The 14,174-nt window shown below is 65.3% G+C and carries 15 protein-coding genes and 1 pseudogene; 7 read left to right on the forward strand and 9 right to left on the reverse strand.

All coding sequences use genetic code 11. The annotated features are described in order from the left end of the window. Positions 1-39: 39 nt before the first annotated feature. The 6 genes from AB4Z44_RS07410 to AB4Z44_RS07435 all read left to right on the forward strand — a co-directional run bounded on the left by AB4Z44_RS07410 (position 40) and on the right by AB4Z44_RS07435 (position 5,504). Positions 40-594 (forward strand): nuclear transport factor 2 family protein, encoded by a 555-nt coding sequence (locus tag AB4Z44_RS07410; protein ID WP_404713413.1) that lies wholly within the window; start codon positions 40-42, stop codon positions 592-594. Continuing rightward, positions 591-1,691: an NAD(P)-dependent alcohol dehydrogenase gene (locus AB4Z44_RS07415; protein ID WP_404713414.1), complete on the forward strand. Its 1,101-nt coding sequence runs from the start codon at positions 591-593 to the stop codon at positions 1,689-1,691. The genes AB4Z44_RS07410 and AB4Z44_RS07415 overlap by 4 nt, the downstream gene beginning before the upstream one ends. Further along, positions 1,688-2,554 carry an alpha/beta hydrolase gene (locus AB4Z44_RS07420; RefSeq protein ID WP_404713415.1) on the forward strand — a complete coding sequence of 289 codons (867 nt, stop codon included), beginning with the start codon at positions 1,688-1,690 and terminating at the stop codon, positions 2,552-2,554. Before AB4Z44_RS07415 ends, AB4Z44_RS07420 begins: the two co-directional genes overlap by 4 nt. A gap of 114 nt (positions 2,555-2,668) precedes the next feature. After that, positions 2,669-3,799, forward strand: coding sequence for a hypothetical protein (locus AB4Z44_RS07425; RefSeq protein ID WP_404713416.1), 1,131 nt, complete (start codon positions 2,669-2,671; stop codon positions 3,797-3,799). 171 nt (positions 3,800-3,970) lie between these two features. Next, positions 3,971-4,897 (forward strand): S1/P1 nuclease, encoded by a 927-nt coding sequence (locus tag AB4Z44_RS07430; RefSeq protein WP_404713417.1) that lies wholly within the window; start codon positions 3,971-3,973, stop codon positions 4,895-4,897. A gap of 154 nt (positions 4,898-5,051) precedes the next feature. Further along, positions 5,052-5,504: a hypothetical protein gene (locus AB4Z44_RS07435; RefSeq protein ID WP_404713418.1), complete on the forward strand. Its 453-nt coding sequence runs from the start codon at positions 5,052-5,054 to the stop codon at positions 5,502-5,504. 36 nt (positions 5,505-5,540) lie between these two features. On the opposite strand, the gene pal is transcribed toward AB4Z44_RS07435, so the two are convergent. The 7 genes and pseudogenes from pal to clpB form a co-directional block, all read right to left on the reverse strand. Continuing rightward, positions 5,541-6,065, reverse strand: coding sequence for a peptidoglycan-associated lipoprotein Pal (gene pal, locus AB4Z44_RS07440; RefSeq protein ID WP_404713419.1), 525 nt, complete (start codon positions 6,063-6,065; stop codon positions 5,541-5,543). A 23-nt stretch (positions 6,066-6,088) separates the two neighbouring features. Next, positions 6,089-7,486, reverse strand: coding sequence for a Tol-Pal system beta propeller repeat protein TolB (gene tolB / locus AB4Z44_RS07445; protein ID WP_404713420.1), 1,398 nt, complete (start codon positions 7,484-7,486; stop codon positions 6,089-6,091). Beyond that, positions 7,483-8,382 (reverse strand): hypothetical protein, encoded by a 900-nt coding sequence (locus AB4Z44_RS07450; RefSeq protein ID WP_404713421.1) that lies wholly within the window; start codon positions 8,380-8,382, stop codon positions 7,483-7,485. Before AB4Z44_RS07450 ends, tolB begins: the two co-directional genes overlap by 4 nt. Positions 8,383-8,411: 29 nt before the next feature. Next, on the reverse strand, positions 8,412-8,852 hold the full coding sequence (gene tolR / locus AB4Z44_RS07455; protein WP_404713422.1) for a protein TolR: 441 nt from the start codon (positions 8,850-8,852) through the stop codon (positions 8,412-8,414). A 3-nt stretch (positions 8,853-8,855) separates the two neighbouring features. Beyond that, positions 8,856-9,551, reverse strand: coding sequence for a protein TolQ (tolQ, locus tag AB4Z44_RS07460; RefSeq protein WP_404713423.1), 696 nt, complete (start codon positions 9,549-9,551; stop codon positions 8,856-8,858). An 8-nt stretch (positions 9,552-9,559) separates the two neighbouring features. Further along, positions 9,560-10,015, reverse strand: a complete 456-nt coding sequence (locus AB4Z44_RS07465; RefSeq protein WP_404713424.1) for a YbgC/FadM family acyl-CoA thioesterase — start codon at positions 10,013-10,015, stop codon at positions 9,560-9,562. A gap of 112 nt (positions 10,016-10,127) precedes the next feature. Further along, positions 10,128-12,708 (reverse strand): annotated as a pseudogene (gene clpB / locus AB4Z44_RS07470) (ATP-dependent chaperone ClpB). Positions 12,709-12,827: 119 nt separating this feature from the next. Between clpB and AB4Z44_RS07475 the strand changes: the two are divergent. Then, complete coding sequence (locus AB4Z44_RS07475; RefSeq protein ID WP_404713425.1) at positions 12,828-13,130, forward strand: hypothetical protein; 303 nt, start codon at positions 12,828-12,830, stop codon at positions 13,128-13,130. 106 nt (positions 13,131-13,236) lie between these two features. Here the strand turns inward: AB4Z44_RS07475 and purQ are convergent, their stop codons facing one another. Together purQ and purS are read right to left on the reverse strand one after the other, a co-directional pair. Continuing rightward, positions 13,237-13,902, reverse strand: coding sequence for a phosphoribosylformylglycinamidine synthase subunit PurQ (purQ, locus tag AB4Z44_RS07480; protein WP_404713426.1), 666 nt, complete (start codon positions 13,900-13,902; stop codon positions 13,237-13,239). A 33-nt stretch (positions 13,903-13,935) separates the two neighbouring features. Then, complete coding sequence (gene purS, locus AB4Z44_RS07485) at positions 13,936-14,166, reverse strand: phosphoribosylformylglycinamidine synthase subunit PurS (protein WP_404713427.1); 231 nt, start codon at positions 14,164-14,166, stop codon at positions 13,936-13,938. Positions 14,167-14,174: the final 8 nt, after the last annotated feature.

A 14,174-nucleotide genomic window follows, 5' to 3' on the forward strand; every position in this document is an offset into this window, starting at 1 on the left:
TCGGACGAATCATAATTGCCGATGAAGGAGGGGATGGCAATGGCCGAAATCTGCTGGCCGGACGGGGTACCCAGGACGATGCCCGCGCAGGATCGCGGCGATATCGAGGAGCTTTACGCCCGCTATGCCTGGGGCATCGATCTGGGCGACGAGGAGCAGGCGCTCTCCGCCTTCGCCGAGGATGGCGAGTTCGATCACCTTTGGCAGGGCAAGGCACAAGGGCATGATGCGATCCGTGCGCACCTGCGGGGCCTTTGGCACGATCGCCAGCATTGGTGGTATGGCCGCCAGCACCTGTTCAGCCACTTCATCATGGAGCCCCGGCCCGAGGGCGCGCGGGTGCGCTGTTTCTTCCAGATCATCCAGTTCAATGTCGATTACGGCACCAATTTCGTCTTCGGGATCGGCACGCGCGACGACCGGCTGGTGAAGCGCGACGGCGATTGGAAATTCTTCAGATTGTTCGTCAACGCGTGGACGGCGGCCGATCAGATCCCCTGGAAGACCGATCGTTCGATGGTACCGCGCCCGCGCCATCAGGCCGAGCCTGCCGACACCCGCCCCTTCTCCGTCTCCGCAAAGGATCCCTGGTGAAAATCGCCGCTGCCGTCTCGCGCGAGGGCGCGCCCGCGCCCGTTATCGAGGATGTCGATCTGGAAGCGCCGCGCGCCGACGAGGTGCGCGTGCGTATCGTCGCGACGGGCATCTGCCACACCGATCTCAACTGCCATTCGGGGCGCGGCATGCCCGTGCCCAAGCCGATCGTGCTGGGGCATGAAGGTGCCGGCATCGTCGAGGAGGTGGGCGCCGGGGTCGCCGGTCTCGCGGTGGGCGATCATGTCGTGCTGTCGGGCGGATCGTGCGGCATCTGCCCGAGCTGCCGTTCGGCGCGGCCCACCTATTGCCGCGATGCGATGCGCCTCGCGTTCGGCGGCCAGCGGGTCGACGGCAGTTCGCCGCTCAGCCAGAACGGCCAGCGCCTCGCCGGATCCTTCTTTGCGCAGAGCAGTTTCGCCACCCATGCGGTGGTGCCCGGGCGCAGTGCGGTGAAGGTCGACAAGGATGTGCCGCTTCATCTGCTCGGCCCGCTGGGCTGCGGGATCATCACCGGCGCAGGGTCGGTGATCGAGGCGTTCAAGCTCCATCCGGGCCAGTCGATCACGATCTTCGGCGTCGGCAGCGTCGGGCTGGCCGCCGTGATGGCGGCGCGGCTGGCGGGTGCGAAGCGCATCGTCGCAGTCGATCTCGACCAGCGCCGGCTCGATCTGGCGAAGGAGATGGGCGCGACCGACGTGGTCGTGTCGAGCGAGGGTATCGACGGCGCGCTGCGCGAGATCCAGCCCGATGGCTACGACTTCAGCTTCAACACGACGATGGCGCCGGCGATGTTCGAGGCGGCCAACAACTGCCTCGGCATGGAAGGGACGGCCGGCTACGTTACGAGGCCCGCGGGCGAATGGGTGCCCAATGTCGCCCGTTTGCTCGCCGGCGGCCGAAAGATGCAGGGTATCCTCGGCGGATCGGCTGCCCCGCAGCTCTTCATCCCGCTGATGATCGATTATTGGCGGCAGGGCCGCTTTCCGTTCGATCGGCTCGTCCAGACCTTCCCGTTCGACGAGATCGGCACGGCGTGGGCGGAATGCCATGCCGGCCACGCGATCAAACCCGTATTGATGATGGAGCCGGCATGACCATTTACGACAAGATCCGGGCACTCGGCCTCGCCTTCACGCCCGAGCAGATCCAGGGCTCGATCGGCCTGTTCGCACCTTTGCTGCCTCAGATCGACGAGACGAGCGTCACGCGCGACATCCAATATGGCCCCGATGCGCGCCACCGGCTCGATCTGTTCGGGTCGGGCACCGGCAGCGGGCGTCCGATCGTCGTGTTCATCCATGGCGGCGGCTTCATCATGGGCGACAAGGGCAATGCCGGGCAGCCTTTCTACAACAATTTCGGCGATTGGGCCGCACGGCAGGGTTGGCTCGGCTGCACAGCCACCTATCGCCTTGCGCCTGCCAATCCGTGGCCGGCCGGAAGCGAAGATCTCGCTGCGGTCGTGAAGTGGCTGCGCGAGAATGCGGCGGAGCATGGAGGCGATCCGGAGAAGATCATCCTCGTCGGCCAGTCGGCGGGCGCAGCGCATGTCGCCTCCTACGTCGCCGGCTGCGGCGGCTTCTCGGATGCCGAAGCGCCGATGATCGCCGGCGCGATCATGATGTCGGGCGTCTACGATCTCGCCAATTCGGACCACAGCCCGTTCGAGGCGGCCTATTACGGCACCGACGCGAGCCGCTTCCCCGAACAATCGAGTGTCGCCGGGCTTGCCCGCACTCCCCTGCCCTGCCTCTTCACGCTGGCGGAGAATGACCCGGAGAATTTCCAGCGTCAGGCGGCCCTGATGATCGGCCCCTGGGTCGCGGCGAAGGGGAAATGGCCCGATTTCGTGATCCTGAAGGCACATAACCACATCACTCCGGTCCATATGTTGGGTGGTTCGGCAGACGAAGTTGGGCCGATTTTGAAGGAATTCGTCGACAAGACAGTGGGTTGACGCTTCAAGCGTCGCATCGACTCACCGCAGGCCGCCCCCAGCCAGGACGGGCCCCTCTTCTCTCCGTCGCCGCCGAGGCGTAAGAGGCGGTCTTTCTGTATGCGTGGAGACAGAATGGCGGACAATCTCAGCGATGCGCCGCTCGCGCCGAGCGGAGCTGCATCAGGCGCCGAAGCCGAGGCTCCGGCCAAGCCCAATTTCGTCGGGACGATCGACAAGCTCGCTTATGGCCGGCTGAGCGGCTGGGGCGTCAATATGCAGGGCGAGCCCTGCGAGGTCACGATCCGGCTGAACGGGAAAGATGTCGCGACCGTCCTGAGCGATCAGGAGCGCGGCGACCTTGCCGCGAAGAGATATTCGCGCGGTCTGGGCGGATGGTATGTCGACGTCGGCCCGCTGCTCGTGCGCGGCAAGAATATCATCGAAGCACGGTTTGCCGATGGCGCCGCACTGGCGCACAGCCCGTTCGAATATGACCCCGAGGCTGCCAAGGAGGATTTCGCGCCCGCCCCGCCGAGCGGCCCGATAACCTATCATGGCGCGATCGATACCCCGCAGGCCAATGTCATCGCCGGCTGGTCGATCTCGTCCGATTTCCGCGCCGCATCGGTCGTCATCCAGGTCAATGACCGCGAACCGGTGACGATCGAGGCGACCAACGATCGGCCCGATTTGATCCAGCAGCAGTTGATCCGATCGGGTGGCGGCTGGAGCTTCGATGTCGGGCCGCTGCTGGTGCAGGGCTTCAACCTGATCAGTGTCCGCTATCCGGACGGCAAGCATCTCCCGGGCAGCCCGATCGAGCGGCAGAATGGCGAAAATCCGCCGGGCTTCGTCAAACCCACGCGACCGCCGGCGCCTGCGCCCGATCCTGTCGCGGCTGCGCCTCAGCCGGTCCCGGCCCCGGCCCCGGCCGCTTCCAAACCGACTCCCGCACAGACCATCGAGGTCGTGATGAGCCCGTTTACGCGCAAGCCCGTCGTTGCCGACGCAGCGCCTGCGCTGTCGAACGTCACGCCGTTCCCGGATCGGCTGGCGGCACGCAACGGCATGCCGTCGCTGAGCGAACTCGACGAATTGTCGCTCGACGATTTGAGCCTCGCCATCGCCGCCGGGATGATCAATGTGGGCCCGGCCGTGGCCCATGAGCCCGTGCCCGATCCCGAACCCACCGAGGCCGAGATAATGCACGCCGAACTGGCCCGCCGCCCCGGTTTCTTCGCGCGCCTGTTCGGTCGCGGCTGAGCATACAGATAATCCGTTCGCCCCGAGCGACGTCGAGGAACCGCGAATATCGGGCGAAGTCGAGATGCGCTTGTTTGACGGCAAAGTCCGAACAAGATGCGCCTCGACGGCGCTCGACGCCGCGAGGCCCGTCGACTTCGCACGGAACGAACGGGTTTTAAGGGAGTGCAGATGATCCGTCCGGTTCGTGTTCTGTTGTCGCTGTTGGCGTTGCTCGCTCTGCCTTCACCCGCTTTCGCCTGGTGGGAATATGGGCATGAGACCGTCGCCGAGATCGCGATGAAGACGGTCAAGCCGACGACACGCGCCTCGATCCTGTGGCTGCTCGGGCGCCAGAAGGTCCTCGAAACCCCCACCTGCCCCGCCCGCACGATCGAGGAAGCATCGGTCTGGCCCGATTGCATCAAGACCCTCGGCGACCGCTTCAGCTATGCCTATAGCTGGCACTTCCAGGATACCGACATCTGCCAGCCGTTCGATCTCAAGCCCTGGTGCAAGGACGGCAATTGCGTCTCGTCACAGATCGCGCGCGCGCAGCGGATGGTGGCGGATCGCAAGCTGCCGCCGCGCGACCGGCTGATGGCGCTTGCCTTCCTCGTCCACTTCGTAGGCGATCTGCACCAGCCGCTCCACGCCGCCGAGCATGACGGCGATCAGGGCGGCAACAAGGTCAAGATGAGCTATGGCGCATTGCCCCGCACCAATCTCCATTCTGTCTGGGACGGCCTGCTCGCCGAGCGATCGATTTCTACGCCGCTGAGCGGCTCGGCCGGCATTTTGGCCGAGGTCCCGCCCGCAGAGCGGGCGCGGCTGGCGAGCGGCACGATCGAGGATTGGAGCCGCGATAGCTGGGAAATGGCGAAGAGCCAGGTTTATGGCAGCGTGATCCCGAACATATGCACGGCCAAGCCGGGCACCGTCGCGATGGACGAGGCGACGATCGAGAAACTGATACCGGTCGTGCGGCTGCAGGTGGCGAAAGGCGGCCTGCGCCTTGCGCGGTTGCTGGACGAGGCGCTCGACGGCGATCATCCCGAGGTGGCACACCCGCCGCGGCCGAAGCGTGTGCCGGCTCCGGCACCTGCTTCCGCGGGTTAGAGCGAAATGATTTCGACTTAATCGTCATTACCGCGAAGGCGGGAATCCATATTCTCTAGCGTTTCGAACCGTGCGCGAGCTTCAGAGTATATGGATTCCCGCCTTCGCGGGAATGACGGCAATGATATAACCACGTCCTCCGGGCTCCGAACCAATGCGCTATTTTCTCGACTGCGAATTCAACGGCTTCGGCGGTGCGCTGATGAGCCTCGCACTCGCGCCAGAGGATGGGAGCGAGGATTATTACGTCGTCATCCCGCTCGAGGAGGCGCCCGAGCCCTGGGTCGAACGCCACGTCGTGCCTTATTTGCGCAGCGTGCCGGACATGCTGTTCAACCAGCTCGATCGGGTCGCAGCCGCGCACGACATCGCGCGCTATCTCTCGACCGATCCGGATCCCGAGATCGTCGCCGACTGGCCCGAGGATATCGCTTTATTCTGCCGGCTGCTGCTGACCGCCGAGACCGAGATCGTGGACATATCCTCGCTGCGCTTCCACTTCCTGCGCACGCCGGGCTTTTCGACCGCGCGCAACAGCGCGGTACCGCATAATGCGCTGCACGACGCGCGGTCGCTGCGGGATCATATCATCGAAATCGAGCAGTAAAGACCCTCCCGAGGCTTCTCGGGGAGGGTCCAGATCTTACTGCGGCACGACGCTGACGGCGCGGCGGTTCTGGGCCCAGGCGCTTTCGTCCGATCCCGCCGCGACCGGGCGTTCCTTGCCGTAGCTGATCGTAGTGATCCGCGACGCGGAAATGCCCGCGTTGACCAGGAACGCCTTGGCGGCATTGGCACGGCGATCGCCGAGCGCGAGGTTATATTCGCGCGTGCCGCGTTCGTCGCAATGGCCCTCGACCGTCACGTTGACGCGCGGAAACTTCTGCAACCACGCCGCCTGCCTCGTCAGGATGCCCTGCGCCTCGGCATCGACATCGGAGCTGTCGGTGGCGAAGTGAACCGTATCGCTGCCTGCCTGCGCGACGAAATCGGCGCGCGAGCCGGGCACGACGCCGTTGCCCGTATCGGATGTCGGGGGCGGCGGCGGGGTCGGCGCGGTTGTGGTGGTCGGCGGCGGGGGCGGTAGCGTCGCCGGCGGTTTCTTGGAGCAGCCCGCAACGGCGATCAGTCCCGCCGTCATGAGCAACGTCATGCTCGTCTTTCTCATCGTTCTACTCCTTGCTGCAGGTTTCACGGAAGCAATGGGCCCCAGGCGGGGTCCGACCCATCGAGCGGCGTGGGGATGCGTCGTTCGTTCACACCGGTGAGATCGACCGACCACAGATCGGCGCGACCCGATCCTTGCGCGGTGCGGAAGAACATCAGGACGCGGCCGTTGGGCGCCCAGGTCGGGCCCTCATCCTGCCAGCCGTTGGTCAGATCGTGCGGGTTGGAACCATCCGCGCCCATCACCCCGACCGCGAACTTGCCGCCCATATGGGTGTAAGCGATCAGATCGCCGCGCGGGCTCCACACCGGGGTCGCGTAGCGGCCGCCGCCATAGCTGATGCGCCGCTGATTCGATCCATCAGCGTTCATGACGTAGACCTGTTGAGTTCCCGATCGGTCGCTTTCGAACACGATCTTCGATCCGTCGGGCGAATACGATCCGCCGACATCAATTCCGGGCGAAGTGGTCAGCCGGGTCGCCTGCCCGCCGCTCGCGGACACGCGATAGATGTTGCAATTGCCGGCGACGATCATCGAGAACAGAATGTAGCGCCCATCGGGCGAGAAACGCGGTGCGAATGTCGTGTAGGGCTGGTTCACCACCAGCCGCTTGCGCCCCGATCCAACGTCATAGACGTAGACGCGTGGCTGATCGTTCTCGAACGACATGAACACGATCGTCTGGCGCCCGGGCGCGAAACGCGGGGTGAGGACGAGGCTCTGGCCGTTGGTGATGAACCGGTGGTTGGCACCATCCTGATCCATGATCGCCAGCCGCTTGGTGCGGTTCTTCTTCGGGCCCGTCTCCGAGACGTAGATCACCTGGCTGTTGAAATAAGGGCCCTCGCCGGTGAGCCGGTGATAGACCGTGTCGGCGCATTTGTGCGCGGCCTGGCGCCATTCGCCCGGCTTGACGATATAGCCCTCGCGCGTGAGCTCGCTCTTGGCGAAGACGTCGTAGAGATAGCAGCCGACCGTCAGCGTGCCGTCACTGTTGGCCTGGACGTAGCCTTGCACCAGAGCCTGCGCGCCGGTGCCGAGCCAGGTCGGATAATCGGGCGCCTGGACCTGCGGGAAGGCGACCGGGCGGAGTTGGCCCGCCGCAAGCGGGGTGAACAGCCCGCTGTTGCGCAGATCGTTGGTGATGACATCGGACACCTGCTTGCCGAGCGCGGCAGTGCCGCCGGCAGGCGTGTCGATCGCGGCGGGAGTTGGCATCACGGGAACCGCGATCGGCATCGGCTGCGAAATGCCGCCGGTGATGTCGACCCGGAGCGGGGCCGAGGTCGTCGCGGGCTGGTCGGTCGGCGCCGGAGCGGGTGCCTGCGCGTGGCAGGCGGCGCCCGCCAGCAGCAAGCTCGCCGCGAACAATCCGCGCCGGCTGGCCGCGAAGGAAAAAAGCCGTTGGCGCGCGATCATTGCATTTGCCCCGGAATGAAGCCCATCGTGAAATTCTCCCATCCGCCGGCATAGAGTTCGGCCGGCAGTTTGAGCGGTGAACAGCGTAGCACAGCGCGCCGGCTGACCTCAGCCATTTGCTGCGCGTAGGATCGGTTGGCAGCGTTGACGCCCTGCTGCTCGATCAACTGCGGAGCCCCCGCCAACGATCCATCGATGTTGAAATGCAGCTGGAGCACCGTCACGATCTGCATCGCCGGCGTGCCGCCGAGCGCGCCGAGATCGTAGCAGGGCTGGACCTGCCGCTTGATCGCGGCGGCCAGGCCGTTGGCCTGCGCGCCGGTCACGCTCGCGCGCGCGGTATCGGCCTTGCCCTTCGAGGCATTGAGCACGCCCTTGAGGAAATCCGGACCGATCTTCGCGCCGGCCGCACGCTCGGCTTTGGCAGCGGCTTCGCTCTTCGCGCTCTCGCTTTTCGCGACCGATCGGACATCCTTAAGAATGTCGGGCAGCAGACGCGACGGCTGCGGCTTGGCCGGCGCGGGTTTGGCCGGCGGCGCCGGTGTCTTGGCGATCGGCTCGGGCGGCTTGGGCGGAGCCGGTTTGGGCGGCGTCGGCGCAGGCGGAGTTGGTTTGGGCGGGACCGGCTTGGGCGGCTCGGGCACCGCGGCCGGCGGTGGCGGCACGGCATCCTTGGGCGGCCCGACATCGGGCGCCTCCATCTGGCGCGGCGCCTCGGTCGCCGGCGTGGGCGCGGCCGATTTCAGCCCGATCGAATCGACCAGTTGGACATCCATGACCTCCTGCACGGGCTTCACCGGCATGATACGATGCGCAATCCCGACAGACAGGATTCCGAGCAGTAGCAGGTGGCCGGCAGCGGCAACGCCCAGCCCGGCGCGTTCGGCGCGCTCCATCGCTCAGCGCCTCCGGAAGCGGCGCGTCATCACCGCTTTTCCTCGGCACCGTTGGTGATCAGCGAAACCTTGGTAAGACCGGCATGGCTGAGCTCACCCATCACCGTCATGACGCGGCCGTAATCGAGCGCGCGATCGGCGCGCAGATAGATTTGCGGCGGCTCCTTGCCCGCGCCCGATGCGATTCCGGCCAATCGATCGGGCAAGGTCGCGGCAGCGACTTCGGCCTCGTCGATATAGGTCTTGCCGTCAGCCGACAGGCTGATCTGGACCGGCTTTTGCGGCTGATCGAGCGACTTGGCCCGGCTGTCGGGCAGATTCACCGGCACGCCTGCCACCATCAACGGCGCCGTCACCATGAAGATGATCAGCAGCACCAGCATCACGTCGACCAGAGGCGTGACGTTGATCTCCGCCATGGGCGCACGCTTGCGGCCATGGCCGCGGCGCGGGACGGGGCCCATCGCCACCTTTTATTCCTCCCCGTCCAGTTCGCGGCTCAGGGTCGCGTGGAAGCTGTCGGCGAACCGGTGAAGGTGCGCCTCGATCCGGTCGAGCCGGTGGCTCATGCGGTTATAGGCGACCACCGCGGGAATGGCGGTGAACAGGCCGAGCGCGGTCGCGAACAAAGCTTCGGCGATGCCCGGCGCGACCGCGCCGAAGCTGGTATTCTGCGATGCCGCGATATCCGAGAAGCTGCGCATGATCCCCCAGACGGTGCCGAACAGGCCCACGAAGGGAGAGATGCTGCCGATCGTGGCGATCAGGTTGAGCCGCTCGGACAGGCGATCGACCTCCCCTGCCGTGGCGGTGGCCATCACTTGCGACAGGCGGAAGCGGGTCGCTTCCTTGTCGAGCTTCTTGGCCGAGGTCGATCGGCGCCATTCGATCATGCCGGCCGTGAAGATCCTGGCGGCCGGCACGTCGCTCTTTGCGTGATCGTTATAGAAGCGGTCCATGTCGGCTGCCTTGGCGAAATCGCTCTCGAACGCCGCGTCGGCGCGCGCGGCGTTGCGCAGGATCAGGCCGCGCCCGATGATGATGCTCCAGGTCAGCAGGCTTGCCAGAAGCAGCCCGATCATGACCGCCTTCACGACGATATCGGCGTGCAGGAACAATGCGATGGGAGAAAGCGAAGGATCGCCGGCGGTGATGGTAAGGCCATTCATCGGCGGTCTCATTCTCCCTTGTGTACGGCCCTGAAGGCCTCGATCCATGATGCCGGCTGGCGGCGCGGGCGGCCATCGACGCCGACGAAGGCGACGACGATCCGTCCTTCGACGATCACCTGCCCATTTCGCATGACTCTCTGCTGAACAACGCATGTTGCACTGCGGAGTTCAGCCAATCGGCTGATCACGATCAGCGCATCGCCGAGTTTGGCCGGCAGCCGGTATTTGATGTGCGCATCGGCCACGACATAGCCGCCCTCTCCGATACTTAGCGCATGCGCGAGATCGGCGCCGAGCAGCGCCAGCATGTCGGTGCGCGCACGTTCGAAGAAGCGCAGATAATTTGCGTGGTAGACCACGCCGCCCGCGTCGGTATCCTCATAATAGACCCGCACCGCGAAGCGATGCTCACCATTCTCGAAGCGGCCACTATACGGCCGGTCGGGTGCGTCGCCGGGCATGGATCGGGGTTACGGAAGCCGGGCGGGGGAGGCAACCCTCCCCCGCCCGCAACCGGGTCCCATGTGGTCGTTTCGCCTGCGCCCCTTCCGCGAAGCGGAAGAGGGAACAAGATTACGCGACCTTCAGCACCAGCTTGCCGTCCCCATCGTCGACGGTAACCATCGATCCATCGGGCACCTCGCCGCGCAGGATCGCCTCGGCGAGCGGATCCTGCAGATATTTCTGCACCGCCCGCTTGAGCGGCCGCGCGCCGTAGACCGGATCGTAGCCGACCCGCCCCAGCCACTCGCGCGCACCATCGGTGAGGCTGAGTGCCACCTTGCGGTCCTTGAGCAGCCGCTGGACCCGGCCGACCTGGATGTCGACGATCGGGCCCATATGCTTCTGGCCCAGGCGATGGAACAGGATGATCTCGTCCAGCCGGTTGAGAAATTCTGGCCGGAAATGCCCGCGCACGACCTCCATCACCGCCGGCTCGATGCTCTCCACCGGCGCATCCTCGGGCAGGTTGGCGATGAACTGACTGCCGAGGTTGGACGTCAGGATGATCAGCGTATTGGTGAAATCCACCGTGCGCCCCTGTCCATCGGTCAGCCGCCCGTCGTCGAGCACCTGCAACAGGATGTTGAACACATCCGGATGCGCTTTCTCGACCTCGTCGAACAAGACGACCTGATAGGGCCGGCGCCGCACGGCTTCGGTCAGGACACCGCCTTCCTCATAGCCGACATAGCCCGGAGGCGCACCGATCAGGCGGGCGACGCTGTGCTTTTCCATGAATTCGGACATGTCGATGCGGACCATCGAGCTGTCGTCGTCGAACAGGAAGCCCGCGAGCGCCTTGGTCAGTTCGGTCTTGCCGACGCCGGTCGGCCCCAGGAACAGGAACGATCCCATCGGCCGGTTCGGATCCTGCAGCCCGGCGCGCGACCGTCGCACGGCACGCGCCACCGCGGCCACGGCATCGGACTGGCCGATCACACGCTTGCCGATCGCCTCTTCCATGCGGATGAGCTTGTCGCGCTCGCCTTGCAGCATCTTCTCGACCGGAACTCCGGTCCAGCGGCTGACGACTGCGGCGATATCCTCGGCGGTCACCTCCTCGCGCACCATTGCGCCTTTGGCTGCACCCTGGGCGTCGGCGAGTTGCTTTTCGAGCGCGGGGATCGTGCCGTAGGAAAGCTCGCCCGCCTTGGCGAGATCGCCAGCGCGCTGCGCCTGATCGAGTGCCGTACGCGCGGCATCGAGCTGTTCCTTGATCTTCGCCTCGGCGTTGATCTTTTCCTTCTCGCCCTGCCAGCGCGTGGTCAGCTCGGCCGACTGCTGCTCCAGCTGCGCAAGATCATATTCCAGCGTACCGAGCCGGTCCCGGGAGGCCTGGTCGGTCTCCTTGGACAGCGCCTCGCGCTCGATTTTCAGGCGGATGATACGCCGGTCGAGGCTCTCGATCTCCTCGGGCTTGCTTTCGACCTCCATGCGCAGCCGCGACGCGGCCTCGTCCATCAGGTCGATCGCCTTGTCGGGCAGGAAGCGATCGGTGATGTAGCGGTTGGACAGCGTCGCCGCGGACACCAGCGCGCTATCGGTGATGCGCACGCCATGGTGCAGCTCATATTTGTCCTTGAGCCCGCGCAGGATCGAGATGGTGTCCTCGACCGTGGGTTCGCCGACGAACACCGGCTGGAAGCGCCGCTGGAGCGCAGGGTCCTTCTCGACATATTTGCGATATTCGTTCGAGCGTGGTCGCGCCGATGCAATGCAGTTCGCCGCGCGCGAGCGCGGGCTTGAGCAGATTGCCCGCGTCCATCGCGCCTTCGGATTTGCCCGCGCCGACGAGCGTGTGCATCTCGTCGATGAACAGGATGATATGGCCCTCGGCCGCCTTCACCTCGTCGAGCACGCCCTTCAGCCGCTCTTCGAACTCGCCGCGATATTTGGCGCCAGCAATCAGGCTGCCCATGTCGAGCGCCATCAATTTGCGGTCCTTGAGGCCGTCGGGCACGTCGCCATTGGCGATGCGCAGCGCAAGCCCTTCCGCGATCGCGGTTTTGCCGGTGCCGGGCTCGCCGATCAGGACGGGATTGTTCTTGGTGCGCCGCGCCAGGATCTGGATCGTGCGCCGGATTTCCTCGTCGCGCCCGATGACCGGATCGAGCTTCCCGTCGCGCGCCGCCTGGGTGAGGTCGCGCGCGAACTTCTTGAGCGCGTCATAGCGATCCTCGGCAGTGCCGGTGTCGGCGGTGCGACCGCCACGCAACTCGTTGATCGCCGCATTCAACGCCTCCGGCTTGAGCCCGGCTTCGGCGAGCGCCTTGCCGGCGGCGGTGGTGGTGGCGAGCGTCAGCGCGAGCAGCATCCGCTCGACGGTGACGTAACTGTCGCCAGCTTTCTGGGCCACCTGTTCGGCCTGGTCGAGGACCCGCACGGCATCGTTGTTGAGACCGGGCGTCTGCTGCGCGCCGCCGCCCGAAACCTGCGGCACCTTGGCAAGCGCCGCGTCGGTTGCGCGCAGAGCGGTGGCGGGATCGCCGCCGGAGGCGCGGATCAGCCCTGAGGCCATGCCCTGCTCGTCTTCCAGCAGCGCCTTGAGCAGATGTTCGGATCCGATCTGCTGATGGCTCATGCGGATCGCGACCGTTTGCGCAGCCTGAAGGAAGCCCTTGGCGCGATCGGTGAATTTCTCGAGGTTCAACTTACTCTCCCTATTCCTGGCTGGTAAGTAATGTTGTATTTATGCAACACAACCCTTCGGCTTGATCTTTTCCGTCACACCCGCAAAAGGCCGCGCGGCTTACACTTCAGGAAGATGGAATGGCGAACGTCGACGGCAAGTGGGACTGCTCGGTTTCGAGCCCGATGGGCGATCAGGATTTCGTCCTGACGGTGGTGAGCGCGGGCGATCGGTTCTCCGGGACGGCTTCGGGCGGCATCGGCGCGAAGGACATCCCCGACGGTACTGTGGATGGCGATACGCTCGCCTGGTCCATGTCGGTCTCGAAGCCCATGCCGATCACGCTGACCTGCCGCGCGACCGTCACGGGCGACGTGCTGGAAGGTTCGGTGAAAGCGGGGATTTTCGGGAGCTTCCCGGTGACGGGAAAACGGGCGGGCTAGCTAACCAGCCCACTATCCCGTTCGTGTCGAGCGAAGTCGAGATACTTCACGCTGCGCGGCGTCCCTCGACTTCGCTCGGGACGAACTGACTTGGTGCGTGTGGGATCTAACCCACCGCTTCGAGCAAACCCTCGAACAACCGCCGCCCATCACTACCCCCATGCTCGGGTCCAATCATCCGCTCGGGATGCGGCATCAGGCCCAGCACGTTGCCGCCGGCATTGACGATGCCGGCGATATTGCGTGCCGATCCGTTCACGCTCTCTGCATAACGGAAGGCCACCCTGCCCTCATCTTCCAGACGATCGAGCGTCTCGGCATCGGCGAAATAATTGCCATCATGGTGCGCGACCGGGATGCTGATTTCCTCGCCCGCATCATAACGATTGGTGAAAATCGACTGATTATTCTCGACCGTCAGCGCCACGGGCCTGCAGACGAAGGCCAGGCCGGCGTTCCGCATGAGCGCTCCCGGCAATAGCCCGGTCTCGGTCAACACCTGGAAGCCGTTGCATACACCCAATACCGGCACGCCGCGGCCCGCCGCCACGGCCACCGCCTGCATGACCGGCGATCGCGCCGCCATCGCGCCCGAGCGCAGATAGTCCCCGTAGGAAAAGCCGCCGGGGATCGCGACCAGATCGATGCCATCCGGCAGCTCGGTCTCGCGGTGCCACAGCATGGTGGGCGCCGAGCCGGTGATCTCTTCGATCGCGACGGCCAGATCGCGGTCGCAATTCGAGCCCGGGAAGACGATTACGGCGGACTTCATCGGGCGGGCTCCTTCAGCTTGGACGGACGCAGTTCAGCCGCGCTCGATCCGGTAATTTTCGATGACGGTGTTGGCGAGCAGCTTGCGGCACATCGCATCGAGATCGGCATCGCTCACATCGTCGGCATGCTCGATTTCGATCAACTTGCCCTGACGCACGCTCTCGACGCCACCAAAGCCCAGACCCTCCAGCGCATGGTGGATCGCCTTGCCTTGGGGGTCGAGCACGCCGTTCTTCAGCGTGACATAGATACGCGTCTTCATGGGTGCCG

The sequence above is a fragment of the Sphingomonas sp. MMS24-J13 genome, assembly GCF_044905095.1.
Lineage (GTDB): Bacteria > Pseudomonadota > Alphaproteobacteria > Sphingomonadales > Sphingomonadaceae > Sphingomonas_I.

Excerpts from the sequence above, each read along its gene's own strand:
- AB4Z44_RS07410 (WP_404713413.1), top strand. The coding sequence starts at position 40 with ATGGCCGAAATCTGCTGGCCGGACGGGGTACCCAGGACGATGCCCGCG.
- AB4Z44_RS07420 (WP_404713415.1), top strand. The coding sequence starts at position 1,688 with ATGACCATTTACGACAAGATCCGGGCACTCGGCCTCGCCTTCACGCCC.
- AB4Z44_RS07425 (WP_404713416.1), top strand. The coding sequence starts at position 2,669 with ATGGCGGACAATCTCAGCGATGCGCCGCTCGCGCCGAGCGGAGCTGCA.
- AB4Z44_RS07430 (WP_404713417.1), top strand. The coding sequence starts at position 3,971 with ATGATCCGTCCGGTTCGTGTTCTGTTGTCGCTGTTGGCGTTGCTCGCT.
- AB4Z44_RS07435 (WP_404713418.1), top strand. The coding sequence starts at position 5,052 with ATGCGCTATTTTCTCGACTGCGAATTCAACGGCTTCGGCGGTGCGCTG.
- pal (WP_404713419.1), bottom strand. The coding sequence starts at position 6,065 with ATGAGAAAGACGAGCATGACGTTGCTCATGACGGCGGGACTGATCGCC.
- tolB (WP_404713420.1), bottom strand. The coding sequence starts at position 7,486 with ATGATCGCGCGCCAACGGCTTTTTTCCTTCGCGGCCAGCCGGCGCGGA.
- AB4Z44_RS07450 (WP_404713421.1), bottom strand. The coding sequence starts at position 8,382 with ATGGAGCGCGCCGAACGCGCCGGGCTGGGCGTTGCCGCTGCCGGCCAC.
- tolQ (WP_404713423.1), bottom strand. The coding sequence starts at position 9,551 with ATGAATGGCCTTACCATCACCGCCGGCGATCCTTCGCTTTCTCCCATC.
- AB4Z44_RS07465 (WP_404713424.1), bottom strand. The coding sequence starts at position 10,015 with ATGCCCGGCGACGCACCCGACCGGCCGTATAGTGGCCGCTTCGAGAAT.
- AB4Z44_RS07475 (WP_404713425.1), top strand. The coding sequence starts at position 12,828 with ATGGCGAACGTCGACGGCAAGTGGGACTGCTCGGTTTCGAGCCCGATG.
- purQ (WP_404713426.1), bottom strand. The coding sequence starts at position 13,902 with ATGAAGTCCGCCGTAATCGTCTTCCCGGGCTCGAATTGCGACCGCGAT.
- purS (WP_404713427.1), bottom strand. The coding sequence starts at position 14,166 with ATGAAGACGCGTATCTATGTCACGCTGAAGAACGGCGTGCTCGACCCC.